Genomic DNA, 20,924 nt, shown 5'->3' with positions numbered 1-20,924 from the left:
CGTCATGGGGTGCACTGAATACTTGAAGCCATCGGAATATCTGCTAATTTTTCTTTAGCAATAGTGATTCGCTTTTTAGCCTGGGGAAGTGCATGAGTTATCAGAGTGGAAACTTTTCAGCCGGATACCCGGGCGCCCAAGCTTCTTACAGCTACGGCCGATCCTTGGGCTTAGTGCTGTGGGCGGCCGTCGGAGCGGTCTTCTTCGGGGCGATCGTCACCGTGATCGGGCTGGCCTTTTTACCCACCATCAGCATTCCGATGCGGCAGAACCGCCCGTTGATCAGCACTTTGTCCTTCGGGGCCGGTGCCTTGGTCCTGCTGTTGGTGCTGCTGTTCGTGGTGTGGCGTAATCAGTTCAAAGTAATGCTCGACGGTTCTCAGGTGACCATCGTGAAAGCTTTTCGGCAGGTAGGCCGGTTCGATGCTCGTCAGGCTGTGGTGACCAGCCATGTGCTCAAGCAATCCACGAATGGCATTCCGACGTCCACCACTCGCACCCTGATCATTCAGCAGAACGGCCTGGAACAGCGTTTCGTCTGTAAGCAGTTCAGCCGGAAGACCTTCAGCGAAATGGTCGCCCGATTGCGCTCTTTCGCCCCCGTTTTCGCGGAAACAGGCTCACCAATGGCCAATCCGGAACCTGTTCAGCAGTTCGTGCCACAGGTGTTCAGACTCGATCCGGATGCGCTACGCGGCAGGATCCGGGCTCTGCTGATCGTCGCTTCCATCGCTCTGCTGGTCGCCGTGATCTCGGGCATCATGGTCTTCAACGGCGTTGGACTGGACTCCGATGCTTCACTGCCCCTCATGCTGGTTCTGGCAATAACCGGGGCATTGGCTCTGGGCCTTTTCATCGCGTTAATTCCCTTGGCACGGCTCCGGAGCTCCACTCCGCGTCAACTCGCCGTCGATCCCCACGGCATCGGTATCGACGATCAGTACTTCGCTTTTGCTGCCCTGAACCGGGTGCAGGCGACCCCGTCGAACTATGGCATCAATCAGCGCAATAAGCTGCGCTTGCAAGGCTCCGATGGAAGGAACCAGGAATACACCCTGGGCATCAATCAGCAGAGCGGCAGGCTGGTTTTTGCCGAGTACGGTGCTTTTATCGCGGCGCTGCAAGCCGCAACTGCAACCCGGCCCGGTTTGCTGATCATGGATCTGCAGTGATTTCCGGATTCTGAATTCCCCGCTTCACCGAGTGAGTGCCGCGTCGTCCCACCATCGGCTCCAAGCAGTCCTAGAATGGTTGGGTGGCTGGCACTGATTCTTTCGTTCATCTTCATAATCACACCGAATATTCCATGCTGGACGGTGCAGCCAGATTGACTGACCTCTTCTCGCATGCCGCAGAGCTCGGTATGGACTCCTTGGCGACGACGGACCACGGCTTCGTCTTCGGAGCTTTCGATTTCTGGTCGAAGGCCAAAGCGGCGGGTATCAAGCCGATCATCGGCGTGGAAGCCTATTTGACCCCGGGGACCGCGCGGCAAGACCGCACCCGTGTGAAATGGGGCGACGGCGGTCGCAACGACGTCTCGGGCGCTGGTGCCTACACCCATATGACCCTGTGGTCTGAGAGCACCCAGGGCATGCACAACCTGTTCAGGATGTCCTCGCTGGCCTCCCTGGAAGGCTATCTCTACAAGCCCAGAATGGACCGCGAGCTACTGCAGACCTACGGTAAAGGGCTGATCGCCACCACTGGCTGCCCCTCGGGTGAAGTGCAGACCAAGCTCCGGCTCGGGCTCTACCGGGAGGCCGTGCAGGCCGCGAGCGATTTCAGGGATATCTTCGGTGCGGAGAACTACTTCTGCGAACTGATGGATCACGGCCTGGATATTGAGCGCAATGTGCAGGCGGATCTGATCAAGCTCGCCAAAGAACTCGGCCTGCCCCTGGTGGCCACCAACGATCTGCACTACACCCACGCCGAGGACGCCGCGAGCCACGCAGCGCTGCTCTGCGTGCAGTCCGGCTCCACGATGGCCGATCCCAAGCGGTTCAAATTCGATGCCGATGAGTTCTACCTCAAATCGCCACAGGAAATGCGAGCGCTGTTCAGCGATTACCCGGATGCCTGCGACAACACGCTTTTGATCGCTGAGCGCTGTGAAGTCAATTTTGATACCTCGGCTAGCTATATGCCTCGATTCCCTGCCCCCGAGGGCGAGAACGAACAGTCCTGGTTCGTCAAGGAAGTGGAAAAGGGTCTGCACTACCGCTACCCGAAGGGAATTCCTACTCAGGTTCGTGAGCGGGCTGACTTCGAAGTTGGCATCATCACCCAGATGGGCTTTCCGGGCTACTTCCTGGTGGTTGCCGACTTCATTAACTGGGCGAAGAACAACGGCATTCGGGTAGGGCCGGGGCGTGGTTCCGGTGCAGGGTCCATGGTGGCCTACGCGATGCGGATCACCGACCTGGATCCGATCCAGCACGGTCTGCTCTTCGAGCGGTTTCTCAACCCAGATCGGGTCTCGATGCCCGACTTCGACGTGGACTTCGATGATCGTCGCCGCGGCGAAGTGATCAAGTATGTCACCGAGAAATACGGCGACGAGCGAGTCGCGATGATCGTCACCTACGGCACGATCAAGGCCAAGCAGGCGCTCAAGGACTCTTCACGAGTGCTCGGCTACCCTTACTCGACGGGGGAGCGGCTGACCAAGGCGATGCCGCCGGACGTGATGGGCAAGGGCATGCCGCTCACCGATGTGCACAATAAAGAAGCTAAGCGCTATTCGGAGGCCGAGGAACTGCGCGAGCTGCTGCGTAGCGACGCGGATTCGCAGAAGGTCTTCGATATGGCTCTCGGCCTGGAGGGCCTGAAACGGCAGTGGGGCGTGCATGCGGCCGGCGTCATCATGTCCTCCGACCCGCTGATCGACATTATCCCGATCATGCGCCGCGAGCAGGACGGCCAGGTGATCACCCAGTTCGATTACCCCACCTGCGAGGGCCTCGGCCTGATCAAGATGGACTTTCTCGGGCTGCGAAATTTGACGATCATCACTGATGCGCTGGAGAACATCAAGCTCAACCGAGATGTTGACCTTGAGCTGGAAACTCTCGCATTGGACGATAAAGAGACTTACGAGTTGCTCGCTCGAGGCGATTCCCTGGGAGTATTCCAGTTCGAAGGGGCTTCGTATCGTCAACTGCTTCGCCTGATGAAGCCCGATAACTTTGAAGACGTTTCAGCCTTGGGTGCTATTCACCGCCCTGGGCCGATGGGTGCTAATGCGCATATCGACTATGCGATGCGTAAGAACAAAGTCCAGGAAATAACGCCTATTCATCCGGAGCTTGCTGAGCCTCTGGAAGACATCCTGGGTACCACTTACGGTCTCATTGTCTACCAAGAGCAAGTGATGGCCATTGCGCAGAAGTTGGCCGGTTATTCGCTTGGCCAGGCAGATTTGTTGCGCCGTGCGATGGGTAAGAAGAAAAAATCCGAACTGGATAAGCAATACGAAGGCTTCGCGCAGGGTATGCGGGACAACGGCTACTCGCAGGAAGCCGTGCAGAAGCTCTGGGATATTCTGCTGCCTTTCTCCGACTATGCCTTCAATAAAGCGCATTCTGCCGCGTATGGATTGGTCAGTTACTGGACGGGCTACCTCAAGGCGCATTACCCCGCCGAGTATTTGGCAGCTTTGCTCACCTCAGTGGGTGACGATAAAGACAAGATGGCCATCTACCTCAATGAGTGCCGCCGAATGGGAATCACCGTGCTGCCGCCGGATGTCAACGAATCCGCCTTGAACTTCACTCCAGTCGGCGGTGACATCCGATTCGGCATGGGAGCTGTGCGCAATGTTGGAGCCAATGCGGTGGCTGCCATGGTCGAGGCCCGCGAGGAGAAAGGCAACTTCGAATCCTTCAGCGACTTCCTGCTCAAGGTGCCCGCAGTGGTCTGCAATAAGCGCACTGTTGAATCGCTCGTCAAAGCCGGTGCGTTCGATTCCCTCGGGCATCCCCGTCGGGCGCTCGCCATGGTTCACGAAGAGGCGATCGATTCAGTCGTGGTGCTCAAGCGCAATGAGGCAGCCAACCAATTCGACTTGTTCAGCGCCTTCGACGACCCCGCTGAGAACACCAGCCTCGCCGTCGAAATCCCTGATCTGCCGGAGTGGGAGAAGAAAGACAAGCTGGCCTTCGAACGGGACATGCTGGGCCTCTACGTCTCGGATCACCCGCTGCGCGGACTGGAAGGTGTGCTGAGCCAGCATGCCGAGCACACCGTGAGCTACCTGATGGGTGACGACGGCCCGCCCGACGGCGCCATCGTCACCATCGCGGGAATGATCACCTCGCTCTCCCGGCGGATCGCCAAAGCCAGCGGAAACGCTTATGCCCGAGCCGAGGTCGAGGACCTGGGCGGCTCAATGGAAGTGATGTTCTTCGGCCAGGTCTACGGTCCGATTGCGAGCGTGCTCGCCGAAGACCTCATCGTCACCGTCAAGGGACGTTTGCAGAAGCGCGATGACGGCTCCACCACGCTGAACGCCATGGAGCTCACGGTACCCGATATCACCGAGGACGGTTCCGGGCCGGTGGTGATCTCGCTCGTGGAACACAAGGCCACCGAGCCCGTGCTCAACGCCCTAGCGGATGTGTTGAGCATTCACCAAGGCAACTCCGAGGTGAGGCTGCACCTGACCGGCCACTCCTCGGTGAAGGTGATGAAGCTTCCCCTGCACCGCCGGGTCAATCCCAATCCTGCGCTCTTCGGTGACCTCAAGGTGTTGCTCGGCCCAGCCTGCCTGGAGGCCTGAAGATGGGTCGATTTGCCGCTGAGTCGTCCCACGAGCATCCGCCCTATGGCTCGCAGCAGCAAGTCTACGGACCGAGCGCCCCGGCCGGGCTGACCAGCGGCCCGCCGGCGTCGCTCTTCAGATGGTTCAGTTCTACCGCCGCCGCGGGGATCGTGGTGGGCTTGCTCTGGTGGCTGCTAGCACCCGGCGGCGCTTTCTATGGCAAGGGCACCGATACCTCAATCTGGTTACCGAGAGACCTGATGCTCGGCTTGCTGTGCCTGCTGGCAGGTATTGTGACCGGAGCCCTGCTCATTCCGCAGCGTAAGCACAGAGGGTCCTGGGTGAAGCTGGTGGCTGCCGTGCTCGGCGCAGCGCTCGGCGGGGTCGTGGCCTGGCTGCTCGGTACCTTCGCTGGAGTGCTGTGGGGGCCGAGTACCTCCGGGAGCGTCAGTGAGTCAGTGGCCTTCTCCCTGAGAAGCTACGCGGTTCTCGTGCTGTGGCCCTTTGCTTGCGCCCTGGTGTTCTTCGTTTTCACCCTTGGTTCCTTATTACGTTCCCCTCCGGCCGACAGCATCGCGGACGACTAAGCTGGACGACTAAGCTTGGGGGTGTGAGTCAGCAAGCTACAACCGAGGAACTGTTGCGCACCATCGATCTGCGCGGGCAACAACTGAGCCTTGCCCAATTACGCCGTGCGGTGCCCCGAGCGGCCGTCGAAGACACCGCCCAGGTGGAAGAGCGCGTGCGCGAAGTGCTGGAAAAGGTCCGTGATCAGGGCCGGAGCGCGCTGACCGAGTACGCGGCCGCTTTTGACGGCGTCGAGCAACCTGATCCGCGAGTGCCGGCCGAGGCATTGCAGCAGGCCTTGGACGCCTTGGACCCGCAGATTCGGCTCGCCCTCGAGGAGTCCATCGCGCGAGCTCAGCGCGTCGCCCAGGAACAACGGCCGCAGAATATCCCGGTCCAGGTCTCTCGGGGAGCCGAGGTGACGCTGCGCTGGCAGCCGATGCGCCGGGTGGGGCTTTACGCCCCCGGCGGACTCGCCGTCTATCCATCCTCAGTCGTGATGAACGTGGTGCCCGCCCTGACCGCGGGAGTCGAGTCAATAGCTCTGGCCTCTCCACCGCAGAAGGCCTTCAACGGGCTGCCGCACCCCACGATCCTGGCGGCAGCCGCCTTGCTGGGTGTTACCGAGGTCTATGCGATCGGCGGTGCCCAGGCCATTGCTGCGTTCGCCTATGGCGTCGAGGAGGTCGGGCTGGAACCCGTTGATCTGATCACCGGACCAGGAAACCTGTACGTGGCCACCGCGAAACGATTGGTCAAGGGCCTGGTCGGCATCGACTCCGAGGCCGGGCCGACCGAGATTGCCATTCTGGCCGATGACACTGCTCCGGCGAGTTTCGTCGCGGCAGATCTGATCAGCCAGGCGGAACACGATCCGGCGGCTGCCGCAGTGCTGGTGACGCCGTCGGTGGAGTTAGCTGCCGCGGTGCAGCGGGAACTGGAAGCTCAGCTCGGTCAGACTAAGCACCGGGAACGAGTGGCCGCCGGGCTGAGCGGCCAGCAGTCTGCCGTGGTACTGGTGGATTCTCTGGCCCAGGGCATCGACGTGGTGAATGCCTATGCCGCGGAACACCTTGAGGTGATCACCGCCGATGCGGCATCGGTTGCCTCGCAGGTTCGCAATGCGGGGGCGATCTTCGTCGGACCGTCCGCTCCAGTGAGCCTGGGGGACTACTGCGCCGGTTCGAACCACGTGCTGCCGACCAGTGGAACCGCGGCTTTCAGCTCTGGACTGAGTGTGCAAACCTTCCTGCGCGGCATCCAGGTCATCGACTATGACCGGGCGGCTCTGGCGCAGGTCTCAGAACACATCATCACGCTGGCTCGGGCAGAGGATCTGCCCGCCCACGGTGACGCGGTGTCGATCCGTTTCCGCGAAGAGTGAGCGGTTCAGCTGACCCATCGAGAATCCCTCTAAAACACTACATATGGTAATTACCTTCTTGTAATTCTGCTATATGTAGTTGTACAGTATCCATATGTATTGTCCGTTCTGTCGTCATCCAGATTCCCGGGTGGTTGACTCACGGGTTGCTGACGATGGTTCGGCGATCCGTCGTCGTCGCCAGTGCCCGGCGTGTGAACGCCGTTTCACCACGGTGGAGACGACGAGCCTGACGGTGATCAAGCGTTCTGGAATTGGTGAGCCGTTCAGCCGTGGCAAGGTGATCAACGGCGTTCGTAAGGCTTGCCAGGGGCGCCCGGTCACCGAGGACGATCTGGCTCTGCTCGCTCAGGAAGTCGAAGAGAGCATCAGGGCCGCGGGCAGCGCCGAGATCGAAGCCCATGAAGTCGGCTTGGCGATCCTCGGCCCCTTGCAGAAATTGGACAAAGTCGCCTATCTGCGATTCGCCAGCGTTTATCAAGCCTTTGAATCGCTCGATGATTTCGAGCACGCTATCGCCATCCTGCGGCACGAGGCCGATCTGAGCTCGGCCGCTGCCGAGAAACCGGCAGAAGCGCGCACCTAAGCTCCGGTGGTGGTCAGGGAGGGGAAGCCCGGGCCACCACCGGTACCACTTCAGGATCGCTGAAAAAGTTTTTAGCGTCCACCGCTCACCGGAAGAATGCTCCCGGTGATGTAAGAGGCCTGATCGGAGAGCAGCCACAGCACGGCGTGGGCCACCTCATCGGGGCTGGCTGCCCGGCCCAGCGGAATGCTCGGACTGAGCCGCTGCACCCGATCCGGCATTCCAGCCGCCGCGTGCAAACCCGTATCGGTCAGCCCCGGAGCCACCGCATTGACCCGGATGTTCTGGGCCGCTACCTCGCTTGCCAAACCGCGAGTGAGCACATCAATAGCTCCCTTGCTTGCCGCATAGTGCACCCATTCCCCGGGAGACCCGGCTATGGTTGCGGTGGAGGAGATGTTCACAATCCCCATCCGTCGGGCGGGAGAGCGTTGCCAGTGCCGTATCGCCGCCTGGCAAACTCTGATCGTGCCCAGCACGTTGGTGCTGAACGTCTGTTCCAGAACCTCGTCGGGCAACTCCGAGAGCCGACCGGGCGAATTGCCCGTGGTGGCCGCGTTATTGACCAGGGCGCTCGGTTCGCCCAGTGACTGCGCCGCCTCAAAGAGCCGCTCGATCTGGTCCGGCTCGCTGATATCCGCTTGGACCGCGAGGGCCCGGCCACCGTGGGAACTGATCTGCTCCGCCACCTGCTGGGCGCCAGCGGCATCCTGAGCGTAATTGACCACCACCGCATAACCGCTTGCCGCGGCCTGAAGCGCAATGCTGGCGCCGATCCCACGGCTTGCCCCGGTGACGATGATCACCGGGGAAACCATGGAGCCCGAATGCCTCACTTGGTCTTGAAGTGCCTAGAAGCCTGGAGCGCCGCACCGACGATGCCCGCGTTGTTCTTCAGCTCAGCCGGAATGATCTTGGTCCGCAGCTTCAACTGGGGGAGGAAATCTTCACTTCGCTTGGAGATGCCGCCTCCGACGATGAACAATTCGGGGGAGAACAAGAATTCAACGTGCGAGAAATAGCGTTGCAGCCGGACGGAGTACTCTTCCCAGCTCAGCTTGTCGCGTTCTCGAGCGGTGGCTGAGGCGCGGCTTTCGGCGTCGAAACCATCCAGTTCCAGGTGCCCGAGTTCGGCGTTCGGTACCAGCTTGCCGTCGAAGATAAAAGCAGAGCCGATGCCGGTGCCCAGGGTGATCACCAGCACGGTGCCTTTTTGATCCCGGCCAGCGCCGTACTTGGCTTCCGCGACTCCGGCGGCGTCGGCGTCGTTCATCACATGAACCGGGCGGGAAAGCACCTTAGTGAGCAGCGCGTCGGCATCGGTGCCGATCCAGCTCTTATCGACATTGGCCGCTGAGCGGGCCACTCCGTGAGAGATGATTGCCGGGAAATCGACTCCGATCTGGCTATCAGCATCTGGAGCCTCGGGGCGGCTCATCAGCTCGTCCACAATCTGCTTGACGACCTGCGCCACTGCTTCGGGGGTGGCCGGCTGAGGGGTGTCGATCCGGAATCGATCGCCGACCAATTCGCCCTTTTTCAAGTTGACGATGCCGCCCTTGATCCCGGTGCCGCCGATATCAATGCCAATGGCGTGTTGGGAATTGCTGCTGTTCTTCGACATTCGGGCTCCATAGCTGATCTGAGAGGATTATTTTAAGACTATTTGAGATTAGGGCAAGGTGAGGATTTCGGCACCGGTCTCGGTCACCAGCAGGGTGTGCTCGAACTGTGCGGTGCGCTTGCGATCGCGGGTGACCACTGTCCAATCGTCGTCCCACATCTCCCAGTCGATGCCGCCCAGGGTGAGCATCGGCTCGATGGTGAAGGTCATCCCTGCTTGGATCACCGTATTGTAGGCCGGGGCGGCGTCGTAGTGCGGAATGATCAGGCCGGTGTGGAAGGCTTCACCGACGCCGTGGCCAGTGAAATCACGGACCACACCGTAGCCGAAGCGCTTGGCGTAGGACTCGATGGCCCGGCCGATCACATTGATCTCGCGGCCCGGTGCCACCGCCTTGATCGCCCTGCGCAGCGATTCCTCGGTGCGTTCCACGAGCAGTCTGGAGTCCTCATCGACGTCGCCGACCAGGAAGGTGTAATTCGTGTCTCCGTGCACGCCGTCCTTGAAAGCGGTGATGTCGATATTGAGGATGTCGCCGTCCTGCACCACTGTCGAATCGGGGATGCCGTGGCAGATCACTTCGTTGAGCGAGGAGCAGAGGGACTTGGGAAAACCTCGATACCCCAGGGTGGAAGGGTAGGCGTCATGGGCGATCAGGAATTCGTGCCCGACCCGATCCAGCTCATCCGTGGTGACGCCCGGCACGATGTGCTTGCCTACTTCAACGATGGCCTGGGCCGCGATTTTCGAGGCCCGGCGGATCCGTTCAATGGTCTCCGGACTCTTCACCTCTGAACCGGTGAACTTGGCCGGGCCCGGCTTGCCGACATATTCGGGACGAGGGATTGAAGCGGGTACTTCGCGGCGCGGACTGAGCGTGCCGGGGACCAGGGTTCCGAGTGGTGCAGAGGACATGATCCCATCCTAATCAACAGTGGGCGGCCTTGACGCACTCAGCAGTTCCATGGTGCGGTTTATGGAGGTAACACCGGAGATAGGTTCGATCAAGACAAGGCTCACCGGCAAATTTCAACGTAAGTTTCAAGGAGCGAAGATGCCACAGTTCTGGTACAACGTGAAAACCCATGAGGTCGAAGAGGACGCACAATCTGACTGGACTCAACTGATTGGACCCTACGAGACCAGGGCTGAAGCCGAACAGGCTCTGGAAAGAGTCAGGGAGCGCAATGAAGCCTGGGACGCCGGCGACGAGGACTGAAGGGCTCGGCAACCAGGTGATCCTGGTTAATGGCATGAGCGCCGCCGGTAAAACCACATTGGCTCGCGCTCTGGCCAGCGAATTGCGGTTGCCTGTGTTCAGCAAAGACGACTTCAAAGAGGCTTTTTACGATTTTGGACCGCACCACCCCTGAATCCGCTTCCAGCTGTCCCATCCAATGGTACGGAAGAGACAAAAGTATAGCTCCGCAGCTCACTCCAGTAACTTTGTTAACACTCGGTGGGACGGGTGGAAAAATTGAAGGGTTTTGGGCCGGGATCTGGGGCTTAGAAAGAGTGTTCCGGCCCGGGGAAGACACCGGAGCGCACGTCCTCCGCGTAGCTTTTCGCCGCCTCGGAGAGCGTGCCTCGCAACTGGGCGTACTGCTTGACGAATTTAGCCACCCGGCCATCGCGCAGTCCTGCCATATCCTGCCAGACCAGCACCTGACCCGTGGTTCCATTGCCTGCACCGATGCCCACGGTGGGCACTGTCACCGCGGCGTCCACGGCTGCTGCGACACTGGCGGGCACCATTTCCATCAGGACGCAGAAGGCCCCGGCTTCAGCCAGCGCCACGGCGTCGTCGACAATCGCCTGGCCGCTATCGCCTCGGCCCTGCACCCGGTAACCGCCGAGGGCATGTTCACTCTGCGGAGTGAAACCGATATGCGCCATCACCGGAATACCGGCATCCACAATGGCCCGCAGGTGCGGCGCGAAACGGCGACTGCCTTCCATTTTGACGGCGGAGACCAGCCCTTCTTTCAGCAACCTCACCGAGGCCGCTACTGCCTGCTCGGGGCTGGCCTCGTAGCTGCCGAAGGGCAGATCTGCGACCACCAGTGCACGATGGGCGGAACGGGAGACCGCACGGCACAGCGGAAGCAACTCATCCAGGGTGATCGGGATGGTCGTCTGATAGCCGTAGACGTTATTCGCCGCGGAATCACCGATCAGCAATACCTCGATCCCCGCCTCATCGAAGATCTGGGCGGTGTACTGCTCGTAGGCGGTCAGCATGGCGAATTTCTCGCCGCGGTCCTTTGCCTCTTGCAGGTGATGAATACGAATTTTTCGCACTCCGGCGGTGGCAGGGGATGCCCCCGTTGTGGCGCCGGTTCCATAGGGTGCGGGGATTTCGGGCGTGCTCATGTCTTTGAGCCTACTGGAATTTGCCAGCCTGAGCCCGTCCAGCTCCAGCTCTCGGTAGAGTTATGACAACAGAGTAGTCATTGTCGAAGACCCCGAGGGTCAGCCACAGTAGAAGGAATCTCGATGGATCGCCAGCAGGAATTTGTTCTCCGCACCATTGAAGAACGCGATGTTCGTTTCGTTCGCCTCTGGTTCACCGATGTGGTCGGCTCTTTGAAATCCGTGGCACTGGCTCCGGCCGAAGTGGAAGGCGCTTTCGAAGAGGGTTTAGGCTTCGACGGTTCGGCCATTGAGGGGCTGGCCCGGGTCTTTGAATCGGATATGCTGCTGCAACCCGATCCCTCCAGCTTCCAGATCCTGCCCTGGCGAGGGGAGACCGAGCCGACGTCGAGGATGTTCTGCGATATCCTCACTCCGGATGGCAAGCCTTCGATGGCCGATCCGCGCAGCGTGCTCAAGCGCACGCTGGCCAAGGCAGCCGATATGGGCTTCACCTGCTACACCCACCCGGAGATCGAATTCTATCTGCTCAAATCCGAAGAGCTCGGGGCCGATGGCATTCCGGTGCCGGTCGACCGGGCCGGCTATTTCGACCACGTGCCAGGCGGAGTGGCCCAGGACTTCCGGCGCACCGCGGTGACCACCCTGGAAAATGTCGGGATATCGGTGGAATTCAGCCACCATGAGGGCGGCCCAGGGCAGAACGAAATCGATTTGCGCTACGCGGATGCCTTGCAGACCGCGGACAACATCATGACCTTCCGCACGGTGATCAAAGAGGTCGCCCTGCAGCAGGGCACCTACGCCACCTTTATGCCGAAACCTTTTTCGGACCACCCTGGGTCCGGCATGCATACTCATTTCTCGCTCTTCGAAGGGGATTCCAATGCCTTCTACGAGGCGGGTGCCGAATTCCAGCTCTCCACCACAGCCCGGCAATTCATCGCCGGAATCCTCAAGCACGCTCCCGAACTGACAGCGGTGACCAATCAGTTCGTGAATTCCTACAAGCGGCTCTGGGGCGGTGGGGAAGCACCGAGTTACCTCTCCTGGGGGCACAATAACCGTTCCGCTCTGGTGCGGGTACCGCTCTACAAGCCGGGCAAGGGCCAGTCAGCCCGGATCGAATACCGCGGCATCGACTCCGCCACCAACCCCTATCTGGCCTATGCGGTCTTGCTCGGCGCAGGGCTCAAAGGCATCGAGGAGGGCTACGAACTGCCGCCCGCAGCCGAAGACGATATCTGGGCGCTGAGCACCGCAGAACGCCGGGCTCTGGGTCACTATCCACTGCCCTCCAGCTTGCACGACGCGGTCAGGATCATGGAGGATTCTGAGGTGATGGCTGAGATCCTCGGCGAGCAAGTGTTTGAGCATTTCCTGCGCAATAAGCGCGCAGAATGGCAGGATTACCGCCTTCAGGTGACGCCCTACGAGTTGCAGCGCAACTTGGGAATTCTCTGATTCTGACGCCGTGAAAAGCCTGCAGCGCACCCTGATAGCCAATGGCTTCGCTGATCTGGAAAAGAGCACACGGTTCCTGGATGCCCCCGAGCTCAAAGACGTCGATCAGGATCTGCTGTTCGCCGGACTGAGTTTTTCCGCCGACCCGGACCTGGCATTGCAATCGCTGGTTCGGATGCTCGCCGCGAACGAGCCGCTTTGCGGCGCTGTGCGTGCGCTGTTGAGCGAGCCGGTGGAAGAAGCTGAGGCGTTGTTCAGGTTGCTAGGCGCTTCCGAGGCGCTGGCTGACTTCTTGATCCGCAATCCGCAGCATCACCAGGTGCTCCGCACCCCAGTGTCTGCGGAGCCGATAGGCACCGATCCGGAAGTGTTGCGCCGTTCGTTGCTCAACAGCGTGGCTGCGGATCCGGAGCATCGGAATCCGATCGCAGGTATGGCACCAGCCGAAGCCGTCTTGAACCTGCGCAGGCAATACCGCCGCCACCTGGCAGAGCTGACGATCCGGGATCTTTCGGCCGCTTCACCGACCGGGGTGATGCCGATCATCGCCGCTGAGCTGGCGGATCTGGCTGGTGCTGCACTGGATGCGGCTCTCGCGGTAGCGCGTGCTGAGCTGTCTGCGGAGAACTCAGGCTGGTCCGCGGAGGAGGTTGAAGCGGTCGAGCTCGCGGTGATCGGGATGGGAAAGTGCGGCGCCCGGGAACTGAACTATATCTCCGACGTCGACGTCGTCTACGTGATTGAATCCACCGAGCTCAACGAGCGCCTGGCGATGCGGATCGGGGAGTCCTTGGCTGCCGGTATCTCACGAGTCATCAACGCTCCGGGCCGGGAACCGGGGCTCTGGGAGGTGGATACCAATCTTCGCCCGGAGGGCAAGGACGGGCCTCTGGTGCGCACCCTGGAATCCCACCTGGAGTACTACCGCAGGTGGGCTTCCGGATGGGAATTCCAGGCCCTGCTCAAAGCGCGTACGGTGGCCGGCTGTCGAGAGCTCGGCGGACGCTATGAGACGGCGCTCGCTCCGATGATCTGGAGTTCCTCAGAGCGGGATGGCTTCGTCGAGTCAGTTCAGACCATGAGGCGCCGAGTGAGCGATCATATTCCGGCGGGGGAGCGGGACCGCCAACTCAAACTTGGGATCGGCGGGTTGCGGGACGTCGAATTCACCGTCCAATTGCTGCAATTGGTGCACGGAAAAGCCGATGAAACCCTTCATCTTCGGGGCACCACGGGTGCTATCGACGCGCTTTCCTCAGCCGGTTACATCGCCCGCAGCGATGCCGCTGAACTGAACGCCGCCTACCGTTATCTGCGGGTGCTCGAGCACCGGATTCAGCTCGTGCAATTGCGCCGGACTCACTTGATGCCGACGGCGGAACCGGCGCTGCGTGCCCTGGCTAGGTCCTCCAGGGGATCGATGGAACTCGGCAGGCCGAGCGCGGAGGCTCTGCTGACTGAATGGCAGACGGTGAAACGCAGTGTTCGGGCTCTGCACGAGCGGATCTTCTATCGGCCACTGTTGAACACCGCAGCTCATTTGAGTGCCGCAGAGGCTTCGCTCAGCCCGCAGGCGGCACAGGCTCGGCTGGCCGCCCTCGGTTATCGGGACGGCGCAGGAGCGATGCGGCATATCGAGGCGTTGACGGCCGGAGTGTCCCGGCGAGCCGCTTTGCAAAGACAGCTGCTTCCGGTGCTGTTGGGCTGGCTCGCAGACGGCGTCGATCCGGACGGCGGGCTCCTGGCCTTCCGCAGGCTGAGCGAATCGCTCGGCACAACGCATTGGTATCTCGCGATGCTTCGGGACTCTCAGGCGGCGGCGGAAAGGCTCTGTCACGTGCTTTCCAGCTCCCGGCTGATTGCTGATCTGCTAGAGGTCTCACCCGAGGAAACCGCTTGGCTCGGCTCCGATAAGGATTTGCAGCCGCTGAGCTTTGAAACGCAGTGGCAGGAGATCCAGTCCAAGATGTCCCGGCACCCGGTGGCCACGGAATCGATCCGGCTGATCAGGCTGATCCGGCGTCGGGAGATCCTGCGAATCGCGATCGCTGACGGTGCCGGACTGCTCGATCAGCAACAGGTCGGACAGGCCCTGGCAGATGTGGATCGGGCTGCCGTGCTCGGAGCCTTGCACGTTGCCGAGGACGCCATTGCTGAGGGTGCTGGCGGCGAACTGAAGACCGAGATTCTGGTGGTCGCGATGGGCAGGCAGGGCGGCAGAGAGATCGGCTATGGCTCCGATGCCGATGTGATGTACGTGTGTCGTGCGCTACCGGGTGTCAGCGAGCCGGAGGCCCAGGAACAGGCTCAGGCGATCGTCGCGCACATCTCAGCTCTGCTGACTCAACCGCTCAAACCAGCGGTCATGGCGGAACGGGTGCTGCAGATCGACGCTGATCTGCGACCCGAGGGCAAGAACGGTGCAATGGTCAGATCCCTGGAATCCTACCGGGAGTACTATCAGCGATGGTCCCTGATCTGGGAAGCCCAAGCATTACTGCGGGCCAGGCCGATGGCGGGCTCAGACCAGCTGGCCGAGGACTTCCTGGCACTGATCGATCCACTTCGTTACCCGAAAAGCCTCAGCGCGCACGATCTGCGAGAGGTGCGCCGGATCAAAGCACGAGTGGAATCCGAGCGGCTGCCCAGGGGAGCGGACCCGGCCCGTCATCTGAAGCTGGGTCGTGGCGGGCTGAGTGACGTCGAATGGCTCGTTCAGCTGCTGCAATTGGAACACGCTCATCATCACCCTGAATTGCGGACCACCTCAACCCTGCCTGCCCTGGCGGCGCTCGCCGAGCTGGACCTGATCGCGCCTGAGGACGCCGAACTGCTGGCCAAAGCCTGGCGGCTGGCCAGCAGGATTCGCTCCGCGAATGTGCTGTGGAGCGGTAAAGCCTCGGACCTCCTGCCCTCTTCCAGGCGGGATCTGGAAGCCGTGGCCCGATGGTGTGGATATCGCCCCGGGCACGGCGGGGACCTGGAAGAAGATTATCTCCGGCTGACTCGTAAGGCCCGGGTGGTCTTTGAAAGATACTTCTACGGGGAGTGAGCGGATTCTGCCGGCCGGGGTGCGTCAACCATGGTTGACACACCTCCATTCGTCAACTATGGTTGACGGATGGAGGTAGAGCGAATGAAAACCCTGGTTGGCGATATGGATGCGGAGAATCCCACCGAGGCGCTTTTTGCGCTGGCTGAATTGCAGCGGGAAGTGAGTCGTACTGAGGCCGCTTTGGTGCGCCGGGCGCGTCAGTCTGGTTTCTCCTGGGAGATGATCGCGGTCTGCTTGGGAGTCAGTAAACAGGCGGTGCACAAAAAATTCGGCAAGGCCTAGCTCTTCTGGGGCAGGCTTGCTAGCTTGGGGGAATGTCACGCAAATTATTCGTCAACATTCCGGTCTCCAATCTCGATGCTTCCGTTGAATTCTTCACCGGGCTCGGGTTCAGCTTCAATCCGCAGTTCACCGATGAAAACGCCACCTGCATGCTGGTGGGCGAAGACGCCTACTTTATGCTGCTGGTCAAGGACTACTTCCAGGGATTCACCTCGAAGCCCGTCGCTGACGCGAAAGTTGCCGATCAGGCGATTTTCGCGATCGGCACCGACAGCCGGGAAGAGGTCGATACCCTGGTGGATCAGGCTCTCTCCAGCGGAGCCAGCCCGACCGGTGAGACCATGGATCAGGGCTTCATGTATCAGCGGAGCTTCCTGGATCTCGATGGTCATCACTGGGAGATCTTCTTCATGGATATGAGTCAAATGCCTGAGGGCTAAGCGCCCACCAAGAACTTATTTCTCTCCTCGATCAGCTTTCTCAGATAGCTCTTGAGGAAGATTTTTTCAGCGAGCCAGCCCAGTGGGCCGAGCGGTGCGGTGACCGTGAGCGTATCAGTCATCACGGTCATCGCACCCTGGCTTTCGAAGCGATGCAGATGGCGGAACTGTTTAAAGGGCCCGCGTTGCTGCTCGTCGATGAAGTAATGTGGAGCCTCCAGCTCGACGACCTTCGACGTCATGGTCCACCAGATGCCGAAGTGTCGTGCCCGCCAGCGAACCGTCTCGCCCAGGCCGATCTGCCCGCGGGTAATACCGCCGATAGCGGTTTCCTCACTCGCAGACATTGATTCAAGATGTGCATCAATACTGAGTGAAGCCTTGAAGAGTTCTTCGACGCTGCGCGCAGAACTGGTGTTGAGGACGAACTGGAAGGTCACGGTCCCAGCATAGTTGGCGGGGTGGCGGCCGATGGGGCTAGAGCGAGGAGTGGTCGGCTGGTACTCTTAGCTCTTATTAGAGATAGTAAATTTCAAATTAGTTGAGCGGGTCTGGGATCGCTCCGATGTGCAGCCGAGCGGCTTGAGCCGCAGTGGCCTTTCAAGCTCTCATCCCCGTGATCCAGCCCCTCGAACCCAGAGTGAAGAAGGTATCACGTGCCACAGAATCCAGCGCTCACCGCTCAGCTAGACACCGTTGAAGGCAATAAAACGCTCTTCGGCGGAGGACTCTTCGGCGGCCGCGCTAAGAAAGCTCAGGCGCTGTTCGCCCAGGCCACTTCGAAAGGAGTGGCCCCTGCGGCGCTGCTCGCGGAACGCGACTACGGCGATAACAATCTTTACTACGCACTCGCCTTCTCCACTGGAGAGGACATCGATCTGCCGACCCTTGAGAAGCTGCGCGGCGAAGCAGAAGCCATCGCTGACGGGCTGCGTGACCACGGATACCTCTACGACGTGCCGGTGGCCTGGGACGGCGGCGGCAAGATCTGGATCAAGGACCGGCCAGCTTTTCGCAATTTGAGCGATCCGAGTCGTGGAATCTACGTGATTCCCTTGCAACTGCTCGCAGGGGAGAGCTGGCCTCGTCACATCGCCTGGGGCATCGTCGGCGGCGGACTCCAGGTGGCAGCGGTTTATCACAGCTGAGCGGAGCGGAGCCGAGCCTCCGGGTTTGAAGACTTAAAGAAGCCTTAAAGTAGGACGGCGGGAGACACCGTGAGGTGCTCCCGCCGTCCTACTTTAAGCGAAGGCTCAGACGCCGTAGTAGAGCTCGAACTCATAGGGGTTCGGGCGCAAGCTCAGCGGCTTGATCTCGTTTTCACGCTTGTACTCGATCCAGGTATCGATCAGGTCTTGCGGGAAGACCCCACCGGCCTGCAGGAACTCATTATCGGCCTCCAGTGCGGCCAGGGCCTCTTCGAGGGACCCCGGAGCCTTCGGGATGTCCTTGGCTTCTTCCGGCGGCAGTTCGTAGAGATCCTTGTCGATCGGGGCGGGCGGCTCGATCCGGTTGCGAATGCCGTCCAGACCGGCCATCAACTGAGCGGCGAAAGCCAGATAAGGATTGGAGGAGGGGTCCGGCGCGCGGAATTCAATGCGCTTGGCCTTCGGGTTGGAACCGGTGATCGGGATTCGGATACCTGCCGAGCGGTTGCCCTGCGAGTAAACCATGTTGACCGGAGCTTCGAAGCCCTTGACCAAACGTCGGTAGGAGTTGACCGTCGGATTGGTGAAGGCCAGAATCGCGGAAGCGTGCTTCAGCACGCCGCCGATGTACCAGCGGGCGATGTCCGAGAGGCCGCCGTAGCCCTTTTCGTCGTAGAACAGCGGCTCGCCGCCATTCCACAGGGACTGGTGGCAGTGCATGCCCGAGCCGTTATCACCGAAGATCGGCTTGGGCATGAAGGTCACCGTCTTGCCCCATTCGGCGGCGGTGTTCTTCACGATGTACTTGAACTTCTGCAGATCGTCTGCGGCGTGCACCAAGGTGGAGAACCTGTAGTTGATCTCAGCCTGACCGGCGGCACCCACTTCGTGGTGGGAGCGCTCTACTTCCAGACCGGCGTCACCGAGCGCGAGGCAGATGGCGTCGCGCAGATCGGCCTGATGGTCCTGCGGGGCCACTGGGAAGTAGCCGCCTTTGAAAGGAGTCTTATTGGCGAGGTTTCCGCCCTCTTCTTCGCGGCCGCTGTTCCACGGTGCCTCAATGGAATCGACCTTGTAGAAGGAGCCCTGCGGGGAGGATTCGAACTGCACATTGTCGAAGACGTAGAACTCGGCCTCTGGAGCGAAGAAAGCGGTATCCGCGATGCCGGTGGAGGCAAGATAGGCTTCGGCGCGCTCGGCGACGCTGCGGGGGTCGCGGTGGTAAGGATCGCCGGTGCGCGGGTTGACGATCGAGAAGTTCAACGCCAGGGTCTTCTCCACCCGGAAGGGGTCGATGAAAGCGGTGGTGACATCCGGGATGAGCTGCATATCTGATTCGTGAATGCCCTGGAAACCACGGATCGACGAACCATCGAAGAGCTGCCCGTTGACAAAGAAATCAGCGTCGACGCTTTGCGCTGGCACGTTGAAGTGCTGCTGGACCCCTGGAAGGTCGGTAAAGCGAATATCGACGAACTTCACGTCTTCGTCTTTGATGAACTTGAGGACTTCGTCCGCATTCTTGAACATCTATGCTCCTTTTGGCACGTAGGCAAGGCAGGGGCGACTGCTAACTGTGGAACCCCAACTGTTAACAGCATAGTCAGGGAGGGTTTCTCGACGGTATCGTGATTGTTTCCGGCAGGTTACGGTCAGCACCGCGAACCTGCCGGAAACCCGCTGGAAATCTGATTGATCCTGCTGAAACAGCACCGAAATGCTGCCGAAGCAGGGGCCGCTGCCTTCGGAGTGGGCTGTGAGTAAGCGCCTTGAGCCCGGTAGCCTTGAGGAGTGGTAGATCGCAAAGACCTTGGCTCCTGGATGTCCGGACCGGACACCTCTCATATCTCCAAATATCCCGGTGAGCGGCTTGGCCTGCCGGAGACCGGGCCTGGGTCTATCGCTCGTGCCGGACGGCGGATTCTCGCCCTGGTGATCGACTGGGGTCTATCGATGCTGATCAGCTACTTCCTGTTCCAGGGAGCTGCCTTGGCCACACTGGGTATTTTCCTTGTGGAGCAGATCGTGCTGGTCGGCACTCTCGGTTACAGCATCGGGCATCGGATCGCGAAGATCCACGTGGTACGCCAAAGGGGAGCTGGGAACGCGGAGTTCGCGCCGGCCGGATTGTTGGCCGGCGTCGTACGCGGCCTACTGCTCTGCCTGCTGATCCCAGCGGTTATCACTGACCCCGACCATCGTGGTCTACACGATAAGGCGATGAACACCGTTTTGGTCCGACGAGCTTAGACAAATCGACGGTTATCGAGGAGGCATTCAACCTCCGGGAGCCATCTCAGGGAGCTCCCGATAGCGAGCCTGGCGCCGTCGTGACGAATTTAGCCGTCACTCGGGTTCACCTGCAGCCGACCCACTGCACCGCTGATTGAGCGGGTGGAAACGTCTCTGCCCACCGAATCAGTAGATTCGGTGGGCAGAGGAATAACGATTCGTGAACTGCGGCTTAGCGTCCGCGAGCGGCCTTGCGGTCCGGGCGAGCCTTATAAGGATCGATGCCCTTCGGGATCGGCAGCTTGGAACCCAGCGAAGCGATCCGCTTGCTCACCGCGCTGACTTCGGCCTTGGTCAGCTCGTTCTTCAGCTTGCGCACCTGCTTGGCCACTTTACCCAGCTCGACTTGGCCCTCTTCACGGCCGGATTGGATCACGTGCACTGAAACATTGGGCAGGATCCGGTTGAGCTTCTTGCGCTCAGCATCCACCAGGCTACGCACTCGATGGGGGGCGCCTTCGGTGACCAGAACCACACCGGGACGGCCAACCGCCCGGAAGACCGCATCCTGGCTGCGCGGATTGACGGCCACCGGCTGCTCTTCGACCACCCAGCCGCGGCGCAGCGTGTTCAGTGCGGCTCCGGAAGCTCCTGGCTTTCCCTCGATCTGAGCGAAAGCTGCCTTCTCCGCCCGGCGCGAGAGAATCAACAGCGCACCCAGCAAGCCCAATGGAATGCCCAGGATCAGCGCGGTGATCCAATTGTTGTTGAAGAAGAAGTAGGAGATCACCAGAGCCAGGGCGATCACACCCAAGAAGACCAGCAGCATCAGCCAGACCACGCTGGGATCGTAGCGCCGGGTCATCTTGAAGACGTCGAGCATCTGCTTCATCCGGCCGGGCTGCTTATTCGGCTTCGGAGCTTTGGGCTTGCGGGAGAACAGCGAGCGGCGCTCCTGAGGAGGATTGCCTGCGGAATCAGAGGTTTTGGCCATAATGCCAATA

General features: G+C 60.6%; 20 protein-coding genes. 13 read left to right on the top strand and 7 right to left on the bottom strand.

Translation table 11 applies throughout. The features are described 5' to 3' along the window. Positions 1–92: 92 nt before the first annotated feature. The 5 genes from ABDK06_RS10920 (at position 93) to nrdR (ending at position 7,302) form a co-directional block, all read left to right on the top strand. Positions 93–1,172, top strand: a complete 1,080-nt coding sequence (locus tag ABDK06_RS10920) for a hypothetical protein (protein WP_394941052.1) — start codon at positions 93–95, stop codon at positions 1,170–1,172. Positions 1,173–1,255: 83 nt separating this feature from the next. Further along, on the top strand, positions 1,256–4,783 hold the full coding sequence (gene dnaE / locus ABDK06_RS10915; RefSeq protein ID WP_394941051.1) for a DNA polymerase III subunit alpha: 3,528 nt from the start codon (positions 1,256–1,258) through the stop codon (positions 4,781–4,783). Between the two features lie 2 nt (positions 4,784–4,785). After that, positions 4,786–5,352, top strand: coding sequence for a hypothetical protein (locus ABDK06_RS10910; RefSeq protein ID WP_394941050.1), 567 nt, complete (start codon positions 4,786–4,788; stop codon positions 5,350–5,352). A gap of 23 nt (positions 5,353–5,375) precedes the next feature. Next, complete coding sequence (gene hisD / locus ABDK06_RS10905; protein WP_394941049.1) at positions 5,376–6,716, top strand: histidinol dehydrogenase; 1,341 nt, start codon at positions 5,376–5,378, stop codon at positions 6,714–6,716. A 94-nt stretch (positions 6,717–6,810) separates the two neighbouring features. Beyond that, positions 6,811–7,302, top strand: a complete 492-nt coding sequence (gene nrdR / locus ABDK06_RS10900) for a transcriptional regulator NrdR (RefSeq protein WP_394941048.1) — start codon at positions 6,811–6,813, stop codon at positions 7,300–7,302. A 71-nt stretch (positions 7,303–7,373) separates the two neighbouring features. Here nrdR and ABDK06_RS10895 read toward each other — a convergent pair whose 3' ends face one another. The 3 genes from ABDK06_RS10895 to map are packed head-to-tail and all read right to left on the bottom strand — an operon-like array spanning position 7,374 to position 9,841. Further along, positions 7,374–8,120 (bottom strand): SDR family NAD(P)-dependent oxidoreductase, encoded by a 747-nt coding sequence (locus ABDK06_RS10895; protein WP_394941047.1) that lies wholly within the window; start codon positions 8,118–8,120, stop codon positions 7,374–7,376. A gap of 14 nt (positions 8,121–8,134) precedes the next feature. Continuing rightward, positions 8,135–8,926, bottom strand: coding sequence for a polyphosphate--glucose phosphotransferase (gene ppgK / locus ABDK06_RS10890; protein ID WP_394941046.1), 792 nt, complete (start codon positions 8,924–8,926; stop codon positions 8,135–8,137). A gap of 48 nt (positions 8,927–8,974) precedes the next feature. Further along, positions 8,975–9,841: a type I methionyl aminopeptidase gene (gene map, locus ABDK06_RS10885; protein WP_394941045.1), complete on the bottom strand. Its 867-nt coding sequence runs from the start codon at positions 9,839–9,841 to the stop codon at positions 8,975–8,977. A gap of 139 nt (positions 9,842–9,980) precedes the next feature. On the opposite strand from map, the gene ABDK06_RS10880 reads away from it, so the two are divergent. Together ABDK06_RS10880 and ABDK06_RS10875 are read left to right on the top strand one after the other, a co-directional pair. Beyond that, complete coding sequence (locus tag ABDK06_RS10880; protein ID WP_394941044.1) at positions 9,981–10,145, top strand: SPOR domain-containing protein; 165 nt, start codon at positions 9,981–9,983, stop codon at positions 10,143–10,145. Further along, entirely contained in the window at positions 10,114–10,299 is a 186-nt protein-coding gene (locus ABDK06_RS10875; protein ID WP_394941043.1) for a P-loop nucleotide/nucleoside kinase family protein, read from the top strand. The genes ABDK06_RS10880 and ABDK06_RS10875 overlap by 32 nt, the downstream gene beginning before the upstream one ends. Positions 10,300–10,432: 133 nt before the next feature. Here ABDK06_RS10875 and panB read toward each other — a convergent pair whose 3' ends face one another. Beyond that, entirely contained in the window at positions 10,433–11,299 is an 867-nt protein-coding gene (panB, locus tag ABDK06_RS10870; RefSeq protein WP_394941042.1) for a 3-methyl-2-oxobutanoate hydroxymethyltransferase, read from the bottom strand. Between the two features lie 123 nt (positions 11,300–11,422). Between panB and ABDK06_RS10865 the strand changes: the two genes are divergently transcribed. The 4 genes from ABDK06_RS10865 to ABDK06_RS10850 all read left to right on the top strand — a co-directional run bounded on the left by ABDK06_RS10865 (position 11,423) and on the right by ABDK06_RS10850 (position 16,540). Beyond that, positions 11,423–12,763: a glutamine synthetase family protein gene (locus tag ABDK06_RS10865; RefSeq protein WP_394941041.1), complete on the top strand. Its 1,341-nt coding sequence runs from the start codon at positions 11,423–11,425 to the stop codon at positions 12,761–12,763. Positions 12,764–12,773: 10 nt separating this feature from the next. Then, positions 12,774–15,815, top strand: coding sequence for a bifunctional [glutamine synthetase] adenylyltransferase/[glutamine synthetase]-adenylyl-L-tyrosine phosphorylase (locus ABDK06_RS10860; RefSeq protein WP_394941040.1), 3,042 nt, complete (start codon positions 12,774–12,776; stop codon positions 15,813–15,815). Between the two features lie 69 nt (positions 15,816–15,884). Continuing rightward, a complete protein-coding gene (locus tag ABDK06_RS10855) occupies positions 15,885–16,100 on the top strand; it encodes an AsnC family protein (RefSeq protein WP_394941039.1) in 216 nt (71 codons plus the stop codon). Positions 16,101–16,132: 32 nt separating this feature from the next. Beyond that, on the top strand, positions 16,133–16,540 hold the full coding sequence (locus ABDK06_RS10850; protein ID WP_394941038.1) for a VOC family protein: 408 nt from the start codon (positions 16,133–16,135) through the stop codon (positions 16,538–16,540). On the opposite strand, the gene ABDK06_RS10845 is transcribed toward ABDK06_RS10850, so the two are convergent. Continuing rightward, on the bottom strand, positions 16,537–16,980 hold the full coding sequence (locus ABDK06_RS10845; protein WP_394941037.1) for an SRPBCC family protein: 444 nt from the start codon (positions 16,978–16,980) through the stop codon (positions 16,537–16,539). The genes ABDK06_RS10850 and ABDK06_RS10845 overlap by 4 nt on opposite strands. Positions 16,981–17,196: 216 nt before the next feature. Between ABDK06_RS10845 and ABDK06_RS10840 the strand changes: the two genes are divergently transcribed. Next, positions 17,197–17,688: a hypothetical protein gene (locus ABDK06_RS10840; RefSeq protein ID WP_394941036.1), complete on the top strand. Its 492-nt coding sequence runs from the start codon at positions 17,197–17,199 to the stop codon at positions 17,686–17,688. Positions 17,689–17,793: 105 nt separating this feature from the next. Here ABDK06_RS10840 and glnA read toward each other — a convergent pair whose 3' ends face one another. Continuing rightward, positions 17,794–19,218: a type I glutamate--ammonia ligase gene (gene glnA / locus ABDK06_RS10835; RefSeq protein ID WP_394941035.1), complete on the bottom strand. Its 1,425-nt coding sequence runs from the start codon at positions 19,216–19,218 to the stop codon at positions 17,794–17,796. Between the two features lie 261 nt (positions 19,219–19,479). On the opposite strand from glnA, the gene ABDK06_RS10830 reads away from it, so the two are divergent. Continuing rightward, positions 19,480–19,938 (top strand): RDD family protein, encoded by a 459-nt coding sequence (locus ABDK06_RS10830; RefSeq protein ID WP_394941034.1) that lies wholly within the window; start codon positions 19,480–19,482, stop codon positions 19,936–19,938. Between the two features lie 214 nt (positions 19,939–20,152). Here the strand turns inward: ABDK06_RS10830 and ABDK06_RS10825 are convergent, their stop codons facing one another. After that, positions 20,153–20,914, bottom strand: a complete 762-nt coding sequence (locus ABDK06_RS10825) for a DUF4191 domain-containing protein (RefSeq protein WP_394941033.1) — start codon at positions 20,912–20,914, stop codon at positions 20,153–20,155. Positions 20,915–20,924: the final 10 nt, after the last annotated feature.

It is taken from the genome of Psychromicrobium ferritrahens (assembly GCF_043789415.1).
GTDB lineage: Bacteria > Actinomycetota > Actinomycetes > Actinomycetales > Micrococcaceae > Renibacterium.
Note: the sequence above shows the minus strand (reverse complement) of the source record. Positions and strands in the feature narration are given on the sequence as shown.

Bases quoted from the DNA above. Each gene is read 5' to 3' on its own strand.
- ABDK06_RS10855 (WP_394941039.1), top strand. From the start codon at position 15,885: ATGGAGGTAGAGCGAATGAAAACCCTGGTTGGCGATATGGATGCGGAG.
- ABDK06_RS10880 (WP_394941044.1), top strand. From the start codon at position 9,981: ATGCCACAGTTCTGGTACAACGTGAAAACCCATGAGGTCGAAGAGGAC.
- ABDK06_RS10875 (WP_394941043.1), top strand. From the start codon at position 10,114: ATGAAGCCTGGGACGCCGGCGACGAGGACTGAAGGGCTCGGCAACCAG.
- ABDK06_RS10825 (WP_394941033.1), bottom strand. From the start codon at position 20,914: ATGGCCAAAACCTCTGATTCCGCAGGCAATCCTCCTCAGGAGCGCCGC.
- ppgK (WP_394941046.1), bottom strand. From the start codon at position 8,926: ATGTCGAAGAACAGCAGCAATTCCCAACACGCCATTGGCATTGATATC.
- map (WP_394941045.1), bottom strand. From the start codon at position 9,841: ATGTCCTCTGCACCACTCGGAACCCTGGTCCCCGGCACGCTCAGTCCG.
- ABDK06_RS10895 (WP_394941047.1), bottom strand. From the start codon at position 8,120: ATGGTTTCCCCGGTGATCATCGTCACCGGGGCAAGCCGTGGGATCGGC.
- panB (WP_394941042.1), bottom strand. From the start codon at position 11,299: ATGAGCACGCCCGAAATCCCCGCACCCTATGGAACCGGCGCCACAACG.
- nrdR (WP_394941048.1), top strand. From the start codon at position 6,811: ATGTATTGTCCGTTCTGTCGTCATCCAGATTCCCGGGTGGTTGACTCA.
- ABDK06_RS10850 (WP_394941038.1), top strand. From the start codon at position 16,133: ATGTCACGCAAATTATTCGTCAACATTCCGGTCTCCAATCTCGATGCT.
- glnA (WP_394941035.1), bottom strand. From the start codon at position 19,218: ATGTTCAAGAATGCGGACGAAGTCCTCAAGTTCATCAAAGACGAAGAC.
- ABDK06_RS10910 (WP_394941050.1), top strand. From the start codon at position 4,786: ATGGGTCGATTTGCCGCTGAGTCGTCCCACGAGCATCCGCCCTATGGC.
- ABDK06_RS10865 (WP_394941041.1), top strand. From the start codon at position 11,423: ATGGATCGCCAGCAGGAATTTGTTCTCCGCACCATTGAAGAACGCGAT.
- ABDK06_RS10920 (WP_394941052.1), top strand. From the start codon at position 93: ATGAGTTATCAGAGTGGAAACTTTTCAGCCGGATACCCGGGCGCCCAA.